General features: G+C 47.3%; 16 protein-coding genes. 13 read left to right on the forward strand and 3 right to left on the reverse strand.

Annotated features, from left to right (window positions below; translation table 11 throughout):
• Positions 1 to 182 precede the first annotated feature (182 nt).
• Entirely contained in the window at positions 183 to 617 is a 435-nt protein-coding gene (locus NE473_RS24395; protein WP_055649560.1) for a C-GCAxxG-C-C family protein, read from the reverse strand.
• Positions 618 to 669: 52 nt separating this feature from the next.
• On the reverse strand, positions 670 to 1,434 hold the full coding sequence (locus tag NE473_RS24400; protein WP_055649559.1) for a TMEM164 family acyltransferase: 765 nt from the start codon (positions 1,432 to 1,434) through the stop codon (positions 670 to 672).
• Positions 1,435 to 1,655: 221 nt separating this feature from the next.
• Here NE473_RS24400 and NE473_RS24405 point away from each other — a divergent pair, with 221 nt between their 5' ends.
• From NE473_RS24405 to NE473_RS24460, 12 genes are all read left to right on the forward strand, one after another.
• Positions 1,656 to 2,066 carry a VOC family protein gene (locus NE473_RS24405; protein ID WP_242866087.1) on the forward strand — a complete coding sequence of 137 codons (411 nt, stop codon included), beginning with the start codon at positions 1,656 to 1,658 and terminating at the stop codon, positions 2,064 to 2,066.
• A gap of 13 nt (positions 2,067 to 2,079) precedes the next feature.
• Positions 2,080 to 3,648: a response regulator transcription factor gene (locus NE473_RS24410; protein WP_055649557.1), complete on the forward strand. Its 1,569-nt coding sequence runs from the start codon at positions 2,080 to 2,082 to the stop codon at positions 3,646 to 3,648.
• A 6-nt stretch (positions 3,649 to 3,654) separates the two neighbouring features.
• Positions 3,655 to 5,505 carry a cache domain-containing sensor histidine kinase gene (locus tag NE473_RS24415; RefSeq protein ID WP_055649556.1) on the forward strand — a complete coding sequence of 617 codons (1,851 nt, stop codon included), beginning with the start codon at positions 3,655 to 3,657 and terminating at the stop codon, positions 5,503 to 5,505.
• 296 nt (positions 5,506 to 5,801) lie between these two features.
• Positions 5,802 to 7,130 carry an ABC transporter substrate-binding protein gene (locus tag NE473_RS24420; protein WP_256265402.1) on the forward strand — a complete coding sequence of 443 codons (1,329 nt, stop codon included), beginning with the start codon at positions 5,802 to 5,804 and terminating at the stop codon, positions 7,128 to 7,130.
• Between the two features lie 237 nt (positions 7,131 to 7,367).
• Positions 7,368 to 8,273 (forward strand): carbohydrate ABC transporter permease, encoded by a 906-nt coding sequence (locus NE473_RS24425; RefSeq protein WP_039893111.1) that lies wholly within the window; start codon positions 7,368 to 7,370, stop codon positions 8,271 to 8,273.
• A gap of 14 nt (positions 8,274 to 8,287) precedes the next feature.
• Positions 8,288 to 9,115: a carbohydrate ABC transporter permease gene (locus NE473_RS24430; RefSeq protein ID WP_039893116.1), complete on the forward strand. Its 828-nt coding sequence runs from the start codon at positions 8,288 to 8,290 to the stop codon at positions 9,113 to 9,115.
• Between the two features lie 37 nt (positions 9,116 to 9,152).
• Complete coding sequence (locus NE473_RS24435) at positions 9,153 to 11,432, forward strand: hypothetical protein (RefSeq protein WP_055649554.1); 2,280 nt, start codon at positions 9,153 to 9,155, stop codon at positions 11,430 to 11,432.
• 246 nt (positions 11,433 to 11,678) lie between these two features.
• Entirely contained in the window at positions 11,679 to 12,887 is a 1,209-nt protein-coding gene (locus tag NE473_RS24440; protein ID WP_055649553.1) for a GGDEF domain-containing protein, read from the forward strand.
• Positions 12,888 to 14,153 (forward strand): GGDEF domain-containing protein, encoded by a 1,266-nt coding sequence (locus tag NE473_RS24445; protein ID WP_055649552.1) that lies wholly within the window; start codon positions 12,888 to 12,890, stop codon positions 14,151 to 14,153. It begins immediately after the preceding gene.
• Positions 14,154 to 14,372: 219 nt separating this feature from the next.
• Positions 14,373 to 15,233 (forward strand): basic amino acid ABC transporter substrate-binding protein, encoded by an 861-nt coding sequence (locus NE473_RS24450; RefSeq protein WP_055649551.1) that lies wholly within the window; start codon positions 14,373 to 14,375, stop codon positions 15,231 to 15,233.
• Between the two features lie 17 nt (positions 15,234 to 15,250).
• Positions 15,251 to 15,943 (forward strand): amino acid ABC transporter permease, encoded by a 693-nt coding sequence (locus NE473_RS24455; protein WP_006776637.1) that lies wholly within the window; start codon positions 15,251 to 15,253, stop codon positions 15,941 to 15,943.
• A gap of 43 nt (positions 15,944 to 15,986) precedes the next feature.
• Positions 15,987 to 16,721: an amino acid ABC transporter ATP-binding protein gene (locus NE473_RS24460; protein ID WP_055649569.1), complete on the forward strand. Its 735-nt coding sequence runs from the start codon at positions 15,987 to 15,989 to the stop codon at positions 16,719 to 16,721.
• 78 nt (positions 16,722 to 16,799) lie between these two features.
• Here NE473_RS24460 and NE473_RS24465 read toward each other — a convergent pair whose 3' ends face one another.
• A complete protein-coding gene (locus NE473_RS24465; RefSeq protein ID WP_022030723.1) occupies positions 16,800 to 17,468 on the reverse strand; it encodes a Crp/Fnr family transcriptional regulator in 669 nt (222 codons plus the stop codon).
• Between the two features lie 235 nt (positions 17,469 to 17,703).
• On the opposite strand from NE473_RS24465, the gene NE473_RS24470 reads away from it, so the two are divergent.
• Positions 17,704 to 19,179 (forward strand): SLC13 family permease, encoded by a 1,476-nt coding sequence (locus NE473_RS24470; protein ID WP_022030722.1) that lies wholly within the window; start codon positions 17,704 to 17,706, stop codon positions 19,177 to 19,179.
• The last annotated feature ends 11 nt before the right edge of the window (positions 19,180 to 19,190 follow it).

The raw sequence follows: 19,190 nt of genomic DNA on the forward strand, positions 1-19,190 counted from the left end.
ACAGAGGCTATTATGATTTAGCCACAGCCTATCAGTCCGTGCACGTCAACCGTTGAAACCGCCGTGTACCGAACGGTATGCACGGTGGTGTGAGAGGACGGGAGTTAATCACTCCCTCCTACTCGATCTCTTTTCTGTTATATCATAATACAGCGGAGCCGGATATGAAGGGGACTGCCGGTTTATTCCTCACCTTCCCCGTAAAGCTCCTTCTCAATAATCCGCACCGCGTCGGCGATACAGTCATTGCAGGCGCGCAGAACGTTTCCCGTATCGACGCCCTTCAGATCACGGCAGATTACACTGCCGTTCTGCTCTTTGAACTCATTTAAGCACTGTCTGGCCGCCTTATAGGAGACCGCTTTGGAATCCGGATGATCCAGATGCACCGTGCTGTTTTTCATACCTGACAAAACGGCGGCGGCACCGATGGCTCCGCAGGTTCCATCCATACTTCCCATGCCGAGTCCCATACCCTCTGTCATCCGGAACATGGTTGCCTCGTCGATTCCGAGTTCTTCACAAAATGTGCAGGCAACGGACTGGGAACAGTTGTATCCGCGGTTGTGCCTGTTAAGTGCTTCCTGTACTTTTTCTTCTATTTTATCTGACATCATGATCCCTCCTGTAATAAGCAACTATGATAACACTTACAGGCGAAAATGTCAATTATTCTGTATGCCTGAAAAGCCGTGCAAAAATCATATGAAATAAAAGGCCGCCGATACAGATCGAGAGCAGATAAATGATATTTCCGGGCAGCACGCCAATCTTTTGTGAAATGGTGTAAAATACAGCCTGATTGTTGGGATAGTAGGGGGAGATGTAGAACATATCCGCCTGTCCCAGCGGCCTGGCCGTTATATTAATCAGCGTGGCGATCCCGCAGCAGAGCAGAAACAGCGGCAGTGTCCTGATGTAACCGGTAAAACTGGAATCAGATTCATGGGAAAATCCGATATAAAGCCCGATAAAGATCAGCAGGATATGCCACAGTAGTCCATGCATCGTCAAAAACCAGTAGGGATGAAGGAGGCCGGAGGGCTCCGCCAGAGCCATAATACCTCCCAGAAGATTAAAATCCTGCATAAAGGTCAGAATGATCAGCTGCAGCTTCCTGTTTTTTACGAGAGGCAGGAGCAGGCAGAAATACATGGGAAGACTGCACAGCTGAAACGGGAAATACCACCAGTCGTATTTTTCCTGATTTACCACGTAATACAGGAACAGCTGTTTATAAATCTCGCTTGCGGTCAGAATAACGCCGCAGAAAAACAGCAGCCGTATAAAAAACTTCCTCTCCATTTTCCTGGAAAGAACATAAGCTGACAGCACGGCAATGAGAAAGCCTGCAGCTGTAATACAGATATGAAAAGCAGAATATGGCTGTGGCGGAACCATCATCCATGCTGTTTTTATAATGAATTCTTTCATGTTGATTACCTCAGATTAATATTTATACAGTCGGGTTTGTGTCTTTCTAAAGTTTAATTCCAGTGGGGGGATAAGTCAATGGGGAACTTACAGCTGTAATCAGCTCCTGTCAGATTATCAGGATTCAGTCAGCATTTTTCATGGTTTGACAGTCGAAAGAAACTCGTGGTAAACTATAGATGACTTTTAGAAAAGCATTTATAAAAGGAGGAGAGATAATCATGATTACAGGCCTGGATCACATAACCGTAAACATGGCGGACAGAGAGGCAAGCTTTCAATTCTATGAGGAGGTGCTCGGACTGGAAAAATTGTATGATGTGGATATGGGGGACCACAGACTTACGTATTTTAACTTAAATGGCTGTACGCGTCTGGAACTGATTGAGTACTATAACGACAGTCCGGCGCATCCGGAACCGTCGGATGACAAGGGCATCTATCGTCATATGGCTCTGACAACGGATGAGATCGGCAGACTGTTTGACCGATGTACTGCGTATGGGGTGAAAGTACTGATGGAGCCGGTCTGGGTGGAGACGTTGAACTGGACCGGTATGCTGGTAAGAGATCCCAATGGAGTGGAAATCGAAATTGTACAGAGAGAATCTTCCGCTGCCACTGACATTTAAAGGAATGTAAGCCATGTATAAATTATTGATTGTAGACGACGAAGCGGACCACAGAAAAGGTCTTATGAACCTTCTGGCTGCCATGAGGCCGGAGGACATGCTGTTGGAGGCGGATGACGGCGTGACTGCTCTGGAAGTAATTGAACTGGTGGACTGCGATGTCATCATAACCGACATCCGAATGACCAATATGAACGGTTTAGAACTGTTAAAGGCAGCGAAGGCACAGAATCCGGACGTCGAGGTGATTATTTTAAGCGGTTATGGACAGTTTGACTATGCCAGAGAGGCATTAAAATATCAGGCGGCCGATTACATCATGAAGCCGGTGGACAGCGATGAGATCCGGACGGTTTTAAATAAGGTCACAGAAAGAATTTCAGAGCGTCAGAAAAGCAGGAACAGACAGGAAAGCATTGAGAACCGTTTGACAGAGACGATGCCGGTCTATATGGATCACCTGATGAACCTGTTTGTACAAAAGCCGGATTTTGCCGGGAAAGAGAGGCTGAAAGACATGTTTCAGCTGGAACGGCCGGGCTATATTTTCTGCTGCCATGTGGCGGGCGGAGGAAGAGAACTGAGTGAGGAGCAGAGAAACGATCTGAAATATCAGATGAAAAAATCCCTGGACCCCTGTTCCTCCTACCCCTTCTTTCTCGAGCATCAGCCGGATATGATGGCGGTCTGCCTGCTGTCAGGAGAACCCATGAGTGCGGCTCGGTGGGCTGTCATTGAGGGCCATATGAGATCGGTTCTGCCCTCTGGTAAAATGATCTGTTCTCCCGGCGGCATGGTGGACAATCTCTATGAGGAGGCGTCCGTATCCTATGAGGAGGCAGTCCGTTACAGCCAGTACGAATTCTATGAACCGGGGACACTGCTCTCAGAGGAAACCATCGGAAAACGGATCGGTAAAAATTCCGATGCAGTCACTTACCATGTTCTTCCCGTTGTGGAAGGACTGAAGAGGGGGGAACTTCGGAGTGCCTATGAACTTCTGGCTGCCGAGATCGATGAAGGGGTCAAAACCCTCTTTTCGCCTCCGGTGCTGTTAAAGCAGAGAGTGATATTTGCGCTGTTTCAGATCATGAGAAATTTCGAGGTTCTCATCTCAGGAAACTTTAAAAAAGAGGCTAATTTACAGATCAGCAGTCTGCAGAAGGCAGAGACTCTGACGCTGCTGAAACGAAGCCTCTACGCCTTCTTTCTGGACTTGGGAAAGGAACTGAACTGCCAGAAAGAGGGAAACGGGCGGGATATTATGACCGACTGTGGGGAGTATCTGGAAAATCATTATATGGATGAGATTAATCTGGAAAGCGTTGCAGAGAAATACCATTTTAACCCGTCCTATTTCAGTACGCTGTTTAAAAATACGTATAAGAGCACGTTTTCCGAATATTTGATCAGGATACGGATGGAAAAGGCCAGAGAACTGCTGCTTACGACAGAATCCAGGGTTCGGGATATCGCGGTTCTTACCGGTTACCGGGATGCCAATTATTTTGTCCGTGCATTTAAGCGATACTATGAGATGACACCTGAGGAATACAGGAAAATGAGCGGCAGAACGGAGTGATGTCCTATGAAAAAGTGGAAGCAGAAGTATAAGAGAAAGATATATTGGAAGCTGAGAACTCAGCTGCTTCTCCTGTTTTTCATTCTCACGATCGTGCCGCTTGTTATTTTTGGTATTCTGATTTACCGCAATTCCGTCAAATCCATTACGGAGCAGGCACAGGGATATTTCCTGCAGAGCGTGGAAAAGAGCAGTGTGATTGTGGACAAGGAATTTGACTATATCGACGAATTTGCTCAGAAATTAAATATCGACTCCCGTCTTTACGAGATCTTTAAAAATCTGGACAGCACGGATGAAGTCTCCCTCATGAACGCCAATTCCCGGATTACTGCCATTTTAAATGCGTATAAGCCCTGGGGCAGCAACATCTATTCCGTTCATCTGGTCACATCCTATTTCCGGTTCGGAGAGGAGGATAAGAACTTTTATCCCAGGGGCGCTTTTATGAATTCCAGACTCGAGAAGGAAGCAAGGGAGGCGAAAGGTTCGGTCTGCTGGATTCCGACCTACAGCTATACCGAAATGTTCGGAATCAGTAATCTGATGGATACCCAGGTGGAATACGGTTCACTCTTTACCGCTGTCTGCCAGATGAATTTCTGTGATGTGTCCAGCGGACGGGTGGAGCGGCTCAGTGAGACTGTGGAGAAGCCCATCCTGGTGATCAATTATACGGAAGAATTTCTGATGTCCTTAATCCGGCGTTACGGGGCAAAGGACATCGTAAATGACGCGGATTATCTGGTGATCGACCGAGAGGGAAACGTGATATGCAGTTCTGATCCCGCATATGACGCCAGCCACCGCTATCAGGCGGACTGGCTGGGAACGCTTAAGAAGGGGACGAATTCCGGGTACACAACGGAAATGGACGGGCGGGAAAAGTATATGGTAACGTACGCCCAGAGCGAGATAACGGACTGGCTGGTGGTTGCCCGGGTTCCGGTCCACCTGCTGATTAAAGATGTGGAACGAAATTTACGGAGCTATATCATCGCTATCATGGTGATTCTCCTGTTTTTGTCTGCGGTCTCCTCCTATATGATTTCCCGCTATATTAACCGGAAGATTTACGGTACGATCCATATGATCGATCAGGTGGGGACGGGGCAGTTCGGAAGCATGATCACCTATGACGACAGAGATGAGTTCTCCTTCTTTTACGAAAAGCTCAATGAGATGAGCCGCAACATCAAGGCTCTGATTCACGAGAACTACGAAGTGAAGCTGCAGCAGAAGGATTTTGAGATCATGATCCTGACGATTCAGCTGAATCCACATTTTCTGTATAACACCCTGAATATCATCAACTGGACGTGCCTGGCGGGAGATACCCCCAAGGCCAGCCGGATGATCGTGGATCTGTCCCGGATGCTCCAGTATACCAGTCAGAGCAGAAAGCAGCTGGTGTATTTAAGAGATGATATTGACTGGCTGAAACGCTATATTGAAATCATGCAGATCCGGTATGAGAACCAGTTTGAGGTGAATTTCGATATTCCGGAGGAATTGCTGGGCAAGGAGGTCCCAAAACTGTTTCTTCAGCCTCTGGTTGAAAATGCCATTGTTCACGGGTTTAAGAATTCTGAAGAAAAAGGTATCCTGGAAATCAGCGCGGAAACTGATGAAGAGAATATCTATTTTACCGTGGAAGACAATGGAGTGGGTATGACACAGCAGAGGGTAAAAGAAGTACTCCGGTTTACCGGTACTTCCATCGGAGTGGCCAATACGGACCGGCGCATTAAGATCCTGTATGGGGATGCCTACGGTGTGTCTCTCCATTCGCAGCTGGGGGAAGGAACTGCGGTGGTCGTCACGATTCCGAAACAGGGAGGCAGTCTCCCGCATTAAATAAACAGGATTTGGATCATACATCTGCTGTAAGATTATAAAAAGGACCGCAGAAATACTCGGAAGCTTTCTCCCGGAACAAAAGCCGGAAGAGAGACGGCCTGAGTTTTCTGAGGCCTTTTTTTGTAATTGGAAAGTTCAGCATTGACCATAAACAATGAAAGTGCTGTTTTCCAATAAAAACCATATGGAAGTCACCGGCTCCAGCCTTTAAAATATAGGTATCGAAAAGCTTTTCCAATCAAACGGCCGATAACAGACAGGAATCAGAAATTAAAAATGGGAGGTTATTATTTATGAAGCATAATCATTTGATGCAGCTGGCAGCACTATTGACGGCAGGTACCATGTTACTCACAGGATGCGGCGGAAACGGCGGGAATACCACAACTGCAGGGGCAGGCACTGCGGAGGGAAAGACAGAGACAGCCCAGAGCGAAACCGGAGGAGAACCTGTGGAGATCACCTTTACCTACTGGGGAAGCGGCGCGGAGAAAACGGCGATTGAAGCGTCGGTAAAGACGTTTGAGGAAGCCAATCCGGATATTAAGGTGAAGGCCATGCACATTCCGAGTGACGATTTCCTTACCAAACTAAACGCGATGATTGCGGCGGGGGAGACGCCGGATATCAGTTACTCTGCATCATGGAAATGCCAGTTTGGCGAGGATGGACTGATCTATAACTTTTACGATCTGATCAAGGACGACCCGGAGGTTTCTGTGGATGATTATCTGGAAACCTGTTGGTGGAACTGGTCGCCGACAGAGTCTGCCGGCCCCATTATGGCAAATGTCACCCTGTCTCTGATGTACAATGAGGATCTGTTCAAAGACGCCGGTATTGATACACCGCCAACGAAGGTGGAGGACGCGTGGTCGTGGCAGGAATTTGTGGAGAAAGCCCAGGAGCTGACGCTGGATTCCGCCGGACGTAATGCCAAAGATCCGGCATTCGACGCCAATAACATCACTCAGTACGGCGTAATGTTCGCACCGAACTGGAATGTGTATATGCCGTTTATCTACTCCAACGGCGGCGCTTATTTGAATGAAGACATGACAGAATTCGGCTTAAATGATCCGAAGGCAGCGGAGGTAATCCAGAACTTTGCAGACCTGATCAATGTATATCACGTGGCTCCGACTGCAATCCAGTCCAACAGTATGCCCGCAGCCGCAACCGCGCTGGCCTCCAGGCAGGCGGCCATGTACATTGACGGCAGCTGGAACCATCTGGATCTGGCGGAGGCAGGCATCAACTGGGGTGTAGGTGTGCTCCCGATTGACAAGAATTACACCACGTTTTTTGACGGCGGTTCTCTGATCATCTTCAAGGCGACGGAGCATCTGGAGGAAACGCTGAAGCTCTATCAATGGATCACCAATCCGGAAAGTTCTGCGGAGATTACGGAAATGTTCAGAAGCATCTGGCTTCCTGTCCACAAGGAATATTATACCAACGACGAAAAACTTGATTTCTGGGCTTCTGAGGAGTTCCCGGCGCGTCCGGAAGGATTTAAGGATGCCGTTGTCCAGTCCACCTACGATCATCAGGTAATTGCGACAGAAATCGACGTAAAGAATTTCAATGAGATTGATACGATGGTGAAGGCGGCCCTGTAGCAGGTATGGGCGGGAGATAAGACAGCCGAGGAGGCGATGACTGAGATCAAGACGAGCGTAGATCCGCTGGTTGACGGTACGTACTCCGGAAACCGTTCCTGATGAAATCTCAGTATAGTAAAGGATTGCCGCGCAGAATACAGAGGCTGCGGCAATCCGGGCATGCGGGCCGCCGTTTGGAATCGGGCGGCCCGCCATACCGGCGGAGCAGTCCGGCCGGAGACAGGAGGTATCATAATGAAAGGAAAAATCAAGATGACCCACAGGGAAAAACGTGAAAACGTGGCTGGCTTTCTCTTCTGCCTTCCCTGTATCCTGGGCTTTCTTTTTTTTGCCGCAATTCCGATGATAATCAGCTTTATCATGAGTTTTTCCAACTACAGCATTGTAAAGGAGAGCCATTTTGTCGGGCTGGATAATTACGTGCGGCTGTTTGCCGGACAGGATCCCTACTTTTACAAATCACTGACCGTGACAGTCATCTACGTAGTCCTTTCCGTTCCGACATCGATCGTATTTGCCTTTTTGATTGCATCTCTTTTAAATAAAAGCGTGAAGGGAAAGGGACTTTTCAGAACACTTTTTTATCTGCCGTCCATCATTCCCATTGTAGCCATGGGCGCGATCTGGATGTGGATATTTAATCCGGATGTGGGCCTTGCCAACAGCCTGCTAAAGGCGGTGGGGATGCCGCCGAATAAGTGGCTGTCCTCAGAATCTACAGTTCTGCCTACACTGGTGTTTGTCAATTTATGGACAACGGGCTCCACCATGGTGATTTTTCTAGCCGGTATGCAGGACGTGCCGAGGCAGCTGATAGAAGCCGTGGAAATCGACGGCGGCGGCGTTCTGGCGAAGATGTTCCACGTTATTGTTCCCATCATGACCCCTACTATTTTTTACAACGTGGTGATGGGCTTTATCAATGGATTTCAGATTTTTACACAGTCTTACGTTATGACGCAGGGCGGTCCCAATAATGCCAGCCTCTTTTATGTGTACTACTTATACCGGGAGTCCTTCCAGTTTATGCGAATGGGCAATTCCTGCGCCATCGCCTGGATTCTTTTCGTGATCATTATGATACTGACCGCAATTCTGTTCAAGTTTCAGAACAGATGGGTCTACTACGGAGGTGAATGATGTTGAGTGCAAAAATGAAGAAAACAGTCGGAAAGGTGATTACATATGCCGTGCTGGTGGCTGGCAGCCTCTTCTGCATCGTCCCTCTGGTCTGGATGGTGAGAAGCTCTCTCATGACTCCCGTAGAAATTTTTATGGTGCCGGTGAAATGGGTTCCGGATAAGATGATGTGGTCGAACTACAGAAAAGTATTTGAGGTTCTGCCGTTTTTTACCTATTATAGAAACTCTCTTTTCATTGCAGCTCTGGTTGTGGCCGGATCCATGCTTACAAGCTCGGTCTGCGCCTACGGACTGGCCAGAATTAAGTGGAAAGGCAGAAATGTGGTATTTGCATGCATCATGGGGAGCATGATGCTGCCGTTCGCTGTGACTCTGATTCCCACCTTTCTGATGTGGAGAGCCATCGGATTTACCAACAGCTTTGTACCGCTCATTGCCCCGGCCTGGTTTGGCGGCGGTGCATTCTACATCTTTCTGCTGCGTCAGTTCTATATGACGATTCCAAAAGATTTCGATGAGGCGGCGTATTTGGATGGTGCAAACCATTTTCAGATATTTACAAGAATTATACTGCCGATCACAAAGCCATCCCTGGCTGTGGTAGGACTCTTTACCTTTATGAACACATGGAACGATTTTTTAGGGCCTCTGGTCTATTTAAACGATGAGGCAAAGTATACGGTAGCCCTGGGGCTTCAGCTCTTTACCGGCTCCTACCGCTCGGAGTGGCACTTAATGATGGCGGCAGCCTGCCTCGTGCTGATTCCTGTTATTCTGGTATTTATCGTCGGACAGCGGTATCTGATCGAGGGTATCACCATGTCGGGCGTCAAGGGCTGAGAAAATAAGCGCGATCACTATTTTGGAGGAGATAAAGATGATGACAACGATCAAAGATATGGTTCATGCACCCGTCAATCCTTTTTTTTCTGTCGCTGTGAAGGATGGGAAGTATGAATGCGGCAACCGGGAAAGCTATTATGCGAAGAAGCTGCCGGACGAGACTTTTTCCTATGACATATCCAATAACAAGGTTCTGGCAAATACAGACGAGTTTGGAACGCTGAAGACTGTGACCTTTTACCGGGGCTGTTATACCTGTGATGATATCCCGGGAGTATGGGTCTCCAAAGACTTCGGCCAGGCAGGCCCGTTCTGCTTTGGAATGACCATAGAGGGAGAAGCGGTCTCTCTCTGCAGTGGTTCCCTGCCGTGCCAGTCGGATCTGGCAGAAAATCTGTTCCCGAGAGCAGTATTTACCCACCCCAGTCTCACCGCCACGGTGCTGGCATATGCGCCTGTTTCCGCAGACGGAAAAACTCGTCCGCGGGCTCTGATATACGGTCTGTATCTGGAAAACACGACGGAGGGCGACGTGAGCGGGACCGTGATACCGCCCGAATTTTCCCCGGACAGCGATTATTTTACGATTCCCGATGCCAGCGGGAAGATGGTGGAATGTGAAACGATGGTGGAATGCGGGAAGAAAGCAAAATGCGTTCCATTTCATTTGAAAAAGGGCTGCGGCCAGTGGTTCCCTATGGTTATCTATGCGCCTGGCGAGACTGATGCGGTAAAAGTGATCGAAGCGGCGGGGACGCTTCACTGGCTCAATGAGACCCTGGCCTACTTCCGTGGAATGCTGGGAAATCTTACAATGGATGCGGATCCTCTGACAGCAGCTATCTTTGAGCGTGCCGTATATCAGGGGATCTCGGCTGTCGGTATGGACAGGGACGGTGAAATCTGCGGTTCCAACTGGGGCACATTTCCGGCTACGAGGCAGATCTGGATGAAAGACATGTACTATTCCTGCCTTCCTCTCAGCATGCTGAATCCTGACTTTTTCCGTCAGGCCTGTCTGTGGTTTTTAGAGCATGGAATCCGTCCGGAGGGATCAAAGTACCAGGGGGGAGTGGCCCACTCGCTGAGTAATTCCCTGACCGCTGTTCTCATGGGAGTTCTGTATTATGAGGCGACGGCAGACAGAGAGTTTTTCCTGACCCACCGGGAGGTGGCGGACGCTTTCGAAGAGATACTGGAGGAGGTGCTTGCTTTAAAAGAGGGAGATGTGTGGCTGTTTCCGACGGTGTGGATTTCAGATGCGCTCGCTTTGGGAAAATACCATACCGGCTCCAATATCTGTGCGTGGAAAGCTTTTGACGGCATGGCCCGTTTCATGGGAGAGGTGTTCGGAGATCAGGAGAAACAGAAAAAGTATGGGATGATTTCCCGTAATATTAAAGAAGCCATTGAGACCTATATGGTGACAGAGGGCAGATTCGGTCCTCAGTATCTGGAGGGAATCGGCGGCCTGACCCGGGATACTCAGAAAAATTATCCGATATCAGAGTATGAAAAAAAGTATGTGGACCAGGCTCTCACGTTTTATCCTGATATTATAAATGGGGACACAATAAACCTGATGATGCACGACGGAGAAGAGTCTGACACGACGCTGATTCCGTTTTACGGCTATAAGACGTATGACGATCCGGTGGTGAGAAATTATGCCAGATTTTCCTCCAGTGAAGAGAATCCGACCTACGGCACAGAGTGCCGCGGCATCAAATGGGGCCATGAGTCTGGTGCGACCTTCCCGGGATACACGACTGCATTCTCAGGCGTTGTGGACGAGGAGACCATGAATGGGGAGCGGGGATTTATGACGGAGCTAAAACGTCTCTGTGATCTGGATGGTTCCTGGTGGTGGTGGCCGTACCGATGCGATACGAAGACCGGCGACGTTGTCAGGCTGAACTGCTGCGGAAAATGCGGCTGGGCAGCCGGAGTATTTGCCAGTCTGTTTATGACACAGATTCTCGGAGTCCGCTACGACGCACCGTCAAAGACGCTGAATTTCAAACCATTTTCTCCGGGAAGCGGTTTCGAATGGAAGCATGCAAGGACAGGGAGCGGCGAGTTCGATTTTACGTATCAGAAATCAGAGGACAGGGTGACTGCGTCAGTGACCAGCCGTGTGGATTATGAGGTGAACCTGGTGTTAACCCTGGTAACGGAAGGATTACCGGAGTTTACGGATCGTGGGATAAACGCGGAGTTTGAGGAAGTGGAATTTCTGGGGAAACGGGCGGTAAGGGTTCATACGGTATTGAAGCCGGACCAGAGAATCGAGATAGCGGCAGAGGAACGGTGAAAAGGGTGAAAAATACCTGTTTCAGGTAATTAAGCAGAGAGGGCAGGACAGCCGGAAGATCATTTCGGGTGTTTTGCCCTCTTTTCTGCATTCACAGACAAACCTTCTCAGAATTTAACTGTGAACAACACCATGTTTCAGCCGGAAAGAATTTTTTTTACTGTGAGACAGAATGAATATTATTTGGTACAATAAAAGAAAATTATTAAATAGCTGTATAATAAGCAAAAGGGGGATAAGTGTCAGATGAAGTACGGAGAGGCGCTGCTTTGGATCGTAATCATTTTTCTTCTTTATATGAATGAACTCAGGATCGATCAGCTGCCGGGGATCGGGGAAGGTGAGACGGGAACAAAAGTGGAATATATGATAAGAGCCTTTGTAAAAGCGGGAATTTTGTTTTCAGGCTGGTACATTCATTTGCCATTATTTATCGTATATCTCTTGATATTCTGCGGCTACGGAATGACATTCTGGTCAATTGGAAAGAGAAGCAGGCTGAATCTTTTTTTCTGGATGAATTTTTTCAGCGTTTGCTTCATTGCTGTTAACCTGATCAGCATGGCGGCCGTATCATTGGTGACCGGGTCCATGTTAAGAGACGTCTATCTCAGCAATACATACTGTGTAATTACTTTGTGTATTACATTGATTATGATTCATTTAATGAATAAGCTGTGGAAAAAAAAGATTTTTGCAGACTGGATCACACTTTTAACCAGTGATGAAAAGCGGTTTAACCAACTGATTTTTTTTGAATGGTATGCACTTGGATATCTGATATTTGACAGCACTTCCTGTGTCTTTGTACTGCCTTACTCGCTGTTGTCCGTCTTTTTAATTGGAAGCTGCATTCTCCTGATGATCCAGTTTATTCTTTTTCTGGCCCATACCCATAGAATTATTGAAAAGGCCCATTATGAAGCAGAATATTATCGGCTGGAGGAGGAACGGGCCGAGCATGTGAAGCGTCAGATGATTTTACAGAAGCTGGCCTATATAGATGGCCTGACCGGAGCATTTACCAGAAGATATGCAATGGAAATGCTGGAATCCATGCAAAAGGACGGGCTGGAGGTAACGGTCGCCTATATCGATGTGAACGGACTGAAAAAGGTAAATGATACTCTTGGCCATCAGGAGGGGGACAGATACTTGAAATTGATCGCTGACAGCCTGAATGAAAGCTTAAATAAAAGTGATATTCTTTCCCGGATCGGCGGTGATGAATTTATGATTGTTTCTAACAGCGCGGAAAAAGAAGGGTTGGAATCCATGCTTAAGAAGGTAAATGAACTGCTTGGAACCGCCGGCAGGGAAGGCTACAGACCGTCTTTCAGTTATGGGGTAGTGTCTGCTCCTCACAAAGAGCCTTTTGATTTAGAAGAACTGCTTCGGGAAAGCGACCGGCGGATGTATGTTAACAAAATGCAGTTTAAAAGGGGGAATGTATAAATGAGTCTTGTACTGTCCTGGAAGGGTTATTATACCATGTTTGTGGCTGTATGCTATTACATATACAATCACCATATGTTTGCCTACATCGATTATCTGACCGGAAAGAAGCTTCCAAAATGGAAGCGCAGTGTTGTGACTTTTATTATCAACTACGAAGTATTTATGCTGATCTCCCAGCTGCGGTTTTATCTGATTATCAACTGGACGATTTTTGCAGTATTTCTGGTTCTGGAAATTGCGCTGCTGTACCGGGTGCCGTGGACTATGAGCCTTTTCTGCGGAATCCAGGGGGCTATGATTGGTCTGGCATTCAATTTTATTACAAGGTCGGGAACTGCCCTGCTTGTAAATCAGTCTCTGGCGGCCTTTGATTCCAGAATCAGCAGCAGTATAGCCAGTTTGAAGCCGTACCCCATTGCAGCCGGTTTTGTTCTGGCCGGATTGGGCTTTTGGGGGCTTCAGCATAAGTTTCATGACTGGGCGGAAAAAGAGGAGAATCCGGACAAACCGGTGAACCTTATCTTCTCTTTATGCCTTGTACTTTCTCTGTTTATCTATCTGGACTTAAACTTACTGATTTATTTTACTCCGAGCAATGAACCGATCATAAAGCTTTGGGGAATGAAGTCGGGTATCTGCGTGTTAATTGGATACTATATTGGAATTAGCCATATACATACCCTGACGGAGCTTCAGCATTTTGAAAGGCAGAGTTATTCGGTCAGAAAAGAGCTGATTTCACATAAAATTCTGGAACAGAAATTGGAGCAGTTAGCGTTCCATGATGTCCTGACAGGCTGTCAAAGTCGTGAAGTGGCCAGAAAGGCCATGCTGTACCATTATGAAAACGGAATTCCTTTTTATATATGCTTTGCTGATTTGAATAATTTAAAGCCGGTGAATGATAATCTGGGACACGATGCAGGAGACCGGTATCTTGCGGCGGTTGCGCATGCCCTGGAGGAAGCGGCGGGAGCGGATGATATTGTCAGCCGGTACGGCGGTGATGAATTTTTACTGATGACGGCGGAAGATGGAATCGAACGGGTCAGAGCCGGCATTAAAAATGCCCAGTGGGCATTAAAAGAGCTTTCCAATTCTTCGGAATATCCGTTTGAACTCTGGGTGAGTTACGGTATTGCATACAGCGGAGAATGCAGGGATATGGAAGAACTTATGAGACTTGCAGACGACAGAATGTATGAAAATAAACGCCGGGACAAGCAGGAAAGAAGCGGCGGAAAAGCGGCCGGTGGCGGGTGAATGGCTGGATCATTAAGTACATGTCATGTTAGGGGCTGTCCGAAACATCGTCTTTGAACAGCTTATTCTATTATTGTGATTTTTAACTTCAGAGAGGATAAATCAGTGCTAAACCAGATAAAATAACACTTGAATAATTTCAAAAATGCTATATAATGTATAACTGATACTTATTTCTATAATTATGCAGAAAAAGTGCATATATGAGGAGGATTCATTATGAAAAAGAACGTATTAGTACTGGCAGCAGCCGTATGCATGGCCGCAGCACTGACCGCATGCGGAAGCTCAAATTCCACTGCAGAGACAACAGCTGCAGCAGCAGAGACAACAACAGCAGCAGATACAGCAGCAGGATCCACAGATACAGCAGCAGACACCGCAGCTGATACAAGCGCAGCAGAGGAAACAGAAGGTGCCGGCGGCAAGATCGTTATGGTAACGAACGCCGAGTTCCCGCCATATGAGTACCATGAGAATAATACCATCGTCGGTATCGACGCTGATATTGCAAGAGCGATTGCCGATCAGATGGGTATGGAACTGGAGATTCAGGATATGGCTTTCGATTCCCTGATTCCGGCTATCCAGTCCGGTAAAGCTGATTTCGCGGCAGCAGGTATGACCGTAAATGAAGAACGTTTAAGAAATGTAGATTTTACAGAAACATATGCAGAGGCGGCACAGGTGATTATCGTGAAGGAAGGCAGTGCGATCGCCGCGCCGGCTGATTTGACAGGCAAGAAGATCGGCGTACAGACCGGAACAACCGGTGATATTTATGCGGATGATGTGGAGAATGCTGAGGTTCAGAGATTTAACAAGGGTATGGAAGCCGTTATGGCATTAACCCAGGATAAGCTGGACGCAGTGATCATCGACCGTGAGCCTGCAAAAGTATTCGTTAAGGAGAATGAAGGCTTAAAGATCCTGGATGAAGCGTTTACCGAGGAAGAGTATGCAATTGCCATAAAGAAGGGCAACACGGAGCTGCTTGACAAGATGAATGCCGCTATCAAAGAATTGAAGGAATCCGGCGAGTTACAGAAGATCGTGGATAAGTATATTACCGCAGAATAATATAAAGGAAGAGTGCCATGTGGGAAAAATTAGTCGCTGACTTTTATTTTAACTTTATCGAAGACAACCGTTGGAAATACATTACGGACGGTCTCCAGAATACCCTGAAAATTACATTTTTTGCGGTTCTCATCGGAATCGTTCTGGGCTTTCTGGTTGCTATTATCCGGTCTACTTATGAGAATACCCATAAGCTGAAGATTTTAAATGCAGTCTGTACCGTGTATCTGACCGTAATCCGCGGAACACCGGTGGTTGTTCAGCTGATGATCGTGTATTTTGTTATCTTTGTTGCGATTAATCCGGGTATGGTAACTACGGCAATCCTGGCCTTCGGTATCAACTCGGGAGCCTACGTGGCTGAAATTTTCCGAAGCGGTATCAGCTCCATCGAGAGAGGCCAGTTTGAAGCCGGGCGGAGCCTGGGCTTCAACTACGCACAGACCATGTGGTATATCATCATGCCGCAGGCCTTCAAGAATGTGGTTCCGACGCTGGCCAATGAGTTTATAGTGCTCTTAAAAGAAACTTCCGTAGCCGGTTACATCGGCCTGCAGGATTTAACCAAGGGCGGCGATATCATCAAGAGCCGGACGTATTCCGCGTTCATGCCGCTCATCGCTGTGGCTCTTATTTATCTTGTTATGGTCATGATATTTTCCTACCTTGTAAAATTACTGGAGAGGAGGCTGAGCAGAAGTGAGCACTAGAGAAAATATGGAAAGCACCACTCGCGTACGTTCGGCGGGAGGTATGGAAGAGCCTCTGATTCAGGTACAGAACTTAGGCAAGAAATTCGGGAGTATAGAGGTCTTAAAGGATATTACAGTCGACATCTATAAGGGTGATGTTGTCTGTGTGATCGGACCCTCCGGTTCCGGTAAGAGCACGTTTCTCCGCTGTTTAAACAGACTGGAGGAGCCGACCTCTGGCCATATTCTGTTCGAGGGAACTGATATTACGGATAAGAAGACAGATATCGACCGCCACCGCCAGAAGATGGGGATGGTGTTCCAGCAGTTTAATCTGTTCCCCCACATGACAATCTTAAAGAATTTAACGCTGGCCCCTGTAAAACTCCAGGGACGAAGCGAAGAAGAGGCTCAGGCCCAGGCCATGACCCTGCTTGAAAAGGTAGGCTTAGCCGACAGGGCATCTGCGTATCCGAATCAGCTTTCGGGCGGACAGAAGCAGAGAATTGCCATTGTCCGCGCGCTCTGTATGAACCCGGACGTGATGCTGTTTGATGAACCGACGTCAGCTCTGGATCCTGAGATGGTCGGTGAAGTACTGAATGTTATGAGAGATCTGGCCGAAGAGAAGATGACCATGGTGGTGGTTACCCATGAGATGGGCTTCGCCAGAGAAGTTGCGACCCGCGTTATGTTCATGGATGGCGGATACTTCCTGGAGGAGAACGAGCCGAAGGAATTCTTCGAACATCCGAAAAATGACAGGCTTAAGGGATTTTTGAGTAAGGTTTTATAAAAGAAAGAACAAAAAAATGGTGCCATCCGTGAGAGCAGACTACGGAGGACACCATTTTTTATATTCGGAATCCCGCTTTCAATACTGAAAGCGGGATTCCGAATTAATCAATTCCTGCAGCGCGTCCTCCTGCTCAATCGCAATTCCAGACGGCGTCTTCGTCACATACCCCTTCTGCTTCAGTTTTGCCATAATCCGTGACACGGTTACGGAGTGGCAGCCCAGGTATTTGGCCATTTCCGCGTATGTAAAAAAACGGGGAACGACCCGCTTCCCCCCCCTGAGCTGTGATACTTCAAACAGCAGATGACACAGCCGGACCACAACCGATTCCTCCTGCATTAAGTGAAAATGTATCAAAGCATCGTTATAGTTGTCCGCCAGCGTCTCTATAAAAAATGCGTTAAACTCCGGGTTCTTTACGATCAGCTCCTGAAAGGCGGAATAGGGGATCTGGCAAAGGGTGCATGTGGTTTTTGTGACAACCGAAAACTCCGGTGTACTGGCGTTGAGTTTTTCCGCACTGACTACAAACTGGTTAAAGCCGATGAGGCGGTTGGGACGGAAGTATAAATATACTTTTTCTTCCCCCTGCTTCGTGATGCTGTTGAGTGCACAGATTCCTTCTTCCAGCAAATAGACATAGTTTGATATATACTTGTCATACTTTTTATTAAGAACAATGTCCTTGGGCATTGTGATGCGCGTTCCGCTGTCTGTGATGATTTTTAAGAGTGATTCGTTCATGTTTTCTCCGTTCCCTGCGATAGTAATAAAAGATCGGATTTAGTATATCATAATTTTGTCAAAATAACCAGATTTATAACCTGTGTTATTTTTCTATGAGCAGATATATGATAAAATTGAATCAACAATGTATGGGAGTAAATGAGCCGGAAAAGTATAAAAGGTATGTTTTCGGGCCTTATTGTGCCCTCATTGTTATATTTTTAACAATATGGTAGAAAAGGGGTTTCAAGACATGGCGAATCAAAATGAGCGTAAGAGAGAAAAAATGTTTTTAATTCATTCTCTGATCGGTGTAGGAATTATGGTATTTTTCCGTTTCCTCCCGCTGAATCTCCCGGAGGTTACTTCTATTGGTATGGAAGTATTGGGAATCTTTATCGGAACACTTTATCTTTGGACTTTTGTAGATCCGCTTTGGGGGAGTTTAATGTCCATCGCTATGGTCGGTTTATCGAATTATATGCCGATGGCAGGTCTGCTCAAGGAAGCATTCGGAGCACCGGTTGTGGCTCAGGTATTTTTCCTGCTGATTATGGCTGGCGGTCTTGTTTATTATAAGATTACGCTTTACATAGGCCGTTTCTTTTTAACAAGAAAATTCACGAATGGAAAGCCATGGCTTCTGATGTTCGTAATCTGTATCGGCTGTTATTTTCTGGGCGGTTTTATCAGCCCGTTTACTGCGATCTTCTTATTCTGGCCGGTTCTCTATGATGTGTTTGAGGAGGTTGGTTATAAGAAGGGAGATGCACTTCCCCGCGTCATGCTGACCCTGGTGGTTGTCGCGTCCCTGATCGGCTTCCCGATGGCGCCGTTCGCCCAGAATGGTCTGGCGCTGCTTACAAACTTTACCAATATTACGGCAAATCTTCCCGGAGGCCCGATTGTAGTCAATAATGCGGCTTACATGGGCGTTGCCATTATACTCGGTCTCATTATGATCGTGGCCAATATCCTGTTTGCGAAGTTTGTCATTCGCCCGGATGTAACGAAATTAAAGAATTACGATGTGGAGATGCTCAATAAGAATCCGCTTCCGCCTATGGAACCGAGACAGAAGATCATTGGCGCCAGCTTTGTGATTCTGATTCTGGGCATGCTTCTTCCGAGCCTTTTCCCGTCACTGCCGGGAATGGCGTTCCTCTCCTCCAACAGCCTGGGTCTGGCCCTTTTCATGGTAGCCGCTCTGGCAGCGATCCGTCTCAACGGAAAGAGCGTTTTGGAGATTCCGCAGGTTATGGCCACCAACTTTAACTGGGGCGCATACTTTATCATCGTTGCCGCGATCCTTTTGGGAAGCGTGCTGACGAGTGAGAATACCGGTGTTTCCGCTTTCTTAAGCGTTGTTCTTTCCCCGATTTTCCAGGGAATGTCACCGATGGTCTTCACCGTTCTTTTGATGGCGATGGCGGTTCTCTTAACCAATCTCTGCAACAGCCTGGTAATCGGTATGATTCTGCAGCCGGTTATCGTTACATATTGTATCCAGACCGGAGCCAACCCGGCACCGATCGTAACGCTGTTAATCATCTTTGTTCTGTTATCGGCGGCTATTACACCGGCAGCATCCCCGTTCGCGGCGATTCTGCACAGCAACAAGGAATGGGTTCCGACCAAGTACGTTTACCAGTATACGATTCCATTCGTTATCCTGGAGCTGATTATCGTCCTTGTAGTCGGCGTCCCGTTAGCAAATCTGTTAATGTAAGTTTAGAAAGG

The organism is Hungatella sp. SL.1.14 (genome assembly GCF_024460495.1).
GTDB classification, from domain to species: domain Bacteria; phylum Bacillota; class Clostridia; order Lachnospirales; family Lachnospiraceae; genus Hungatella; species Hungatella hathewayi.

Bases quoted from the DNA above. Each gene is read 5' to 3' on its own strand.
- NE473_RS24395 (WP_055649560.1), bottom strand. From the start codon at position 617: ATGATGTCAGATAAAATAGAAGAAAAAGTACAGGAAGCACTTAACAGG.
- NE473_RS24400 (WP_055649559.1), bottom strand. From the start codon at position 1,434: ATGAAAGAATTCATTATAAAAACAGCATGGATGATGGTTCCGCCACAG.
- NE473_RS24405 (WP_242866087.1), top strand. From the start codon at position 1,656: ATGATTACAGGCCTGGATCACATAACCGTAAACATGGCGGACAGAGAG.
- NE473_RS24410 (WP_055649557.1), top strand. From the start codon at position 2,080: ATGTATAAATTATTGATTGTAGACGACGAAGCGGACCACAGAAAAGGT.
- NE473_RS24415 (WP_055649556.1), top strand. From the start codon at position 3,655: ATGAAAAAGTGGAAGCAGAAGTATAAGAGAAAGATATATTGGAAGCTG.
- NE473_RS24420 (WP_256265402.1), top strand. From the start codon at position 5,802: ATGAAGCATAATCATTTGATGCAGCTGGCAGCACTATTGACGGCAGGT.
- NE473_RS24425 (WP_039893111.1), top strand. From the start codon at position 7,368: ATGAAAGGAAAAATCAAGATGACCCACAGGGAAAAACGTGAAAACGTG.
- NE473_RS24430 (WP_039893116.1), top strand. From the start codon at position 8,288: ATGAAGAAAACAGTCGGAAAGGTGATTACATATGCCGTGCTGGTGGCT.
- NE473_RS24435 (WP_055649554.1), top strand. From the start codon at position 9,153: ATGATGACAACGATCAAAGATATGGTTCATGCACCCGTCAATCCTTTT.
- NE473_RS24440 (WP_055649553.1), top strand. From the start codon at position 11,679: ATGAAGTACGGAGAGGCGCTGCTTTGGATCGTAATCATTTTTCTTCTT.
- NE473_RS24445 (WP_055649552.1), top strand. From the start codon at position 12,888: ATGAGTCTTGTACTGTCCTGGAAGGGTTATTATACCATGTTTGTGGCT.
- NE473_RS24450 (WP_055649551.1), top strand. From the start codon at position 14,373: ATGAAAAAGAACGTATTAGTACTGGCAGCAGCCGTATGCATGGCCGCA.
- NE473_RS24455 (WP_006776637.1), top strand. From the start codon at position 15,251: ATGTGGGAAAAATTAGTCGCTGACTTTTATTTTAACTTTATCGAAGAC.
- NE473_RS24460 (WP_055649569.1), top strand. From the start codon at position 15,987: ATGGAAGAGCCTCTGATTCAGGTACAGAACTTAGGCAAGAAATTCGGG.
- NE473_RS24465 (WP_022030723.1), bottom strand. From the start codon at position 17,468: ATGAACGAATCACTCTTAAAAATCATCACAGACAGCGGAACGCGCATC.
- NE473_RS24470 (WP_022030722.1), top strand. From the start codon at position 17,704: ATGGCGAATCAAAATGAGCGTAAGAGAGAAAAAATGTTTTTAATTCAT.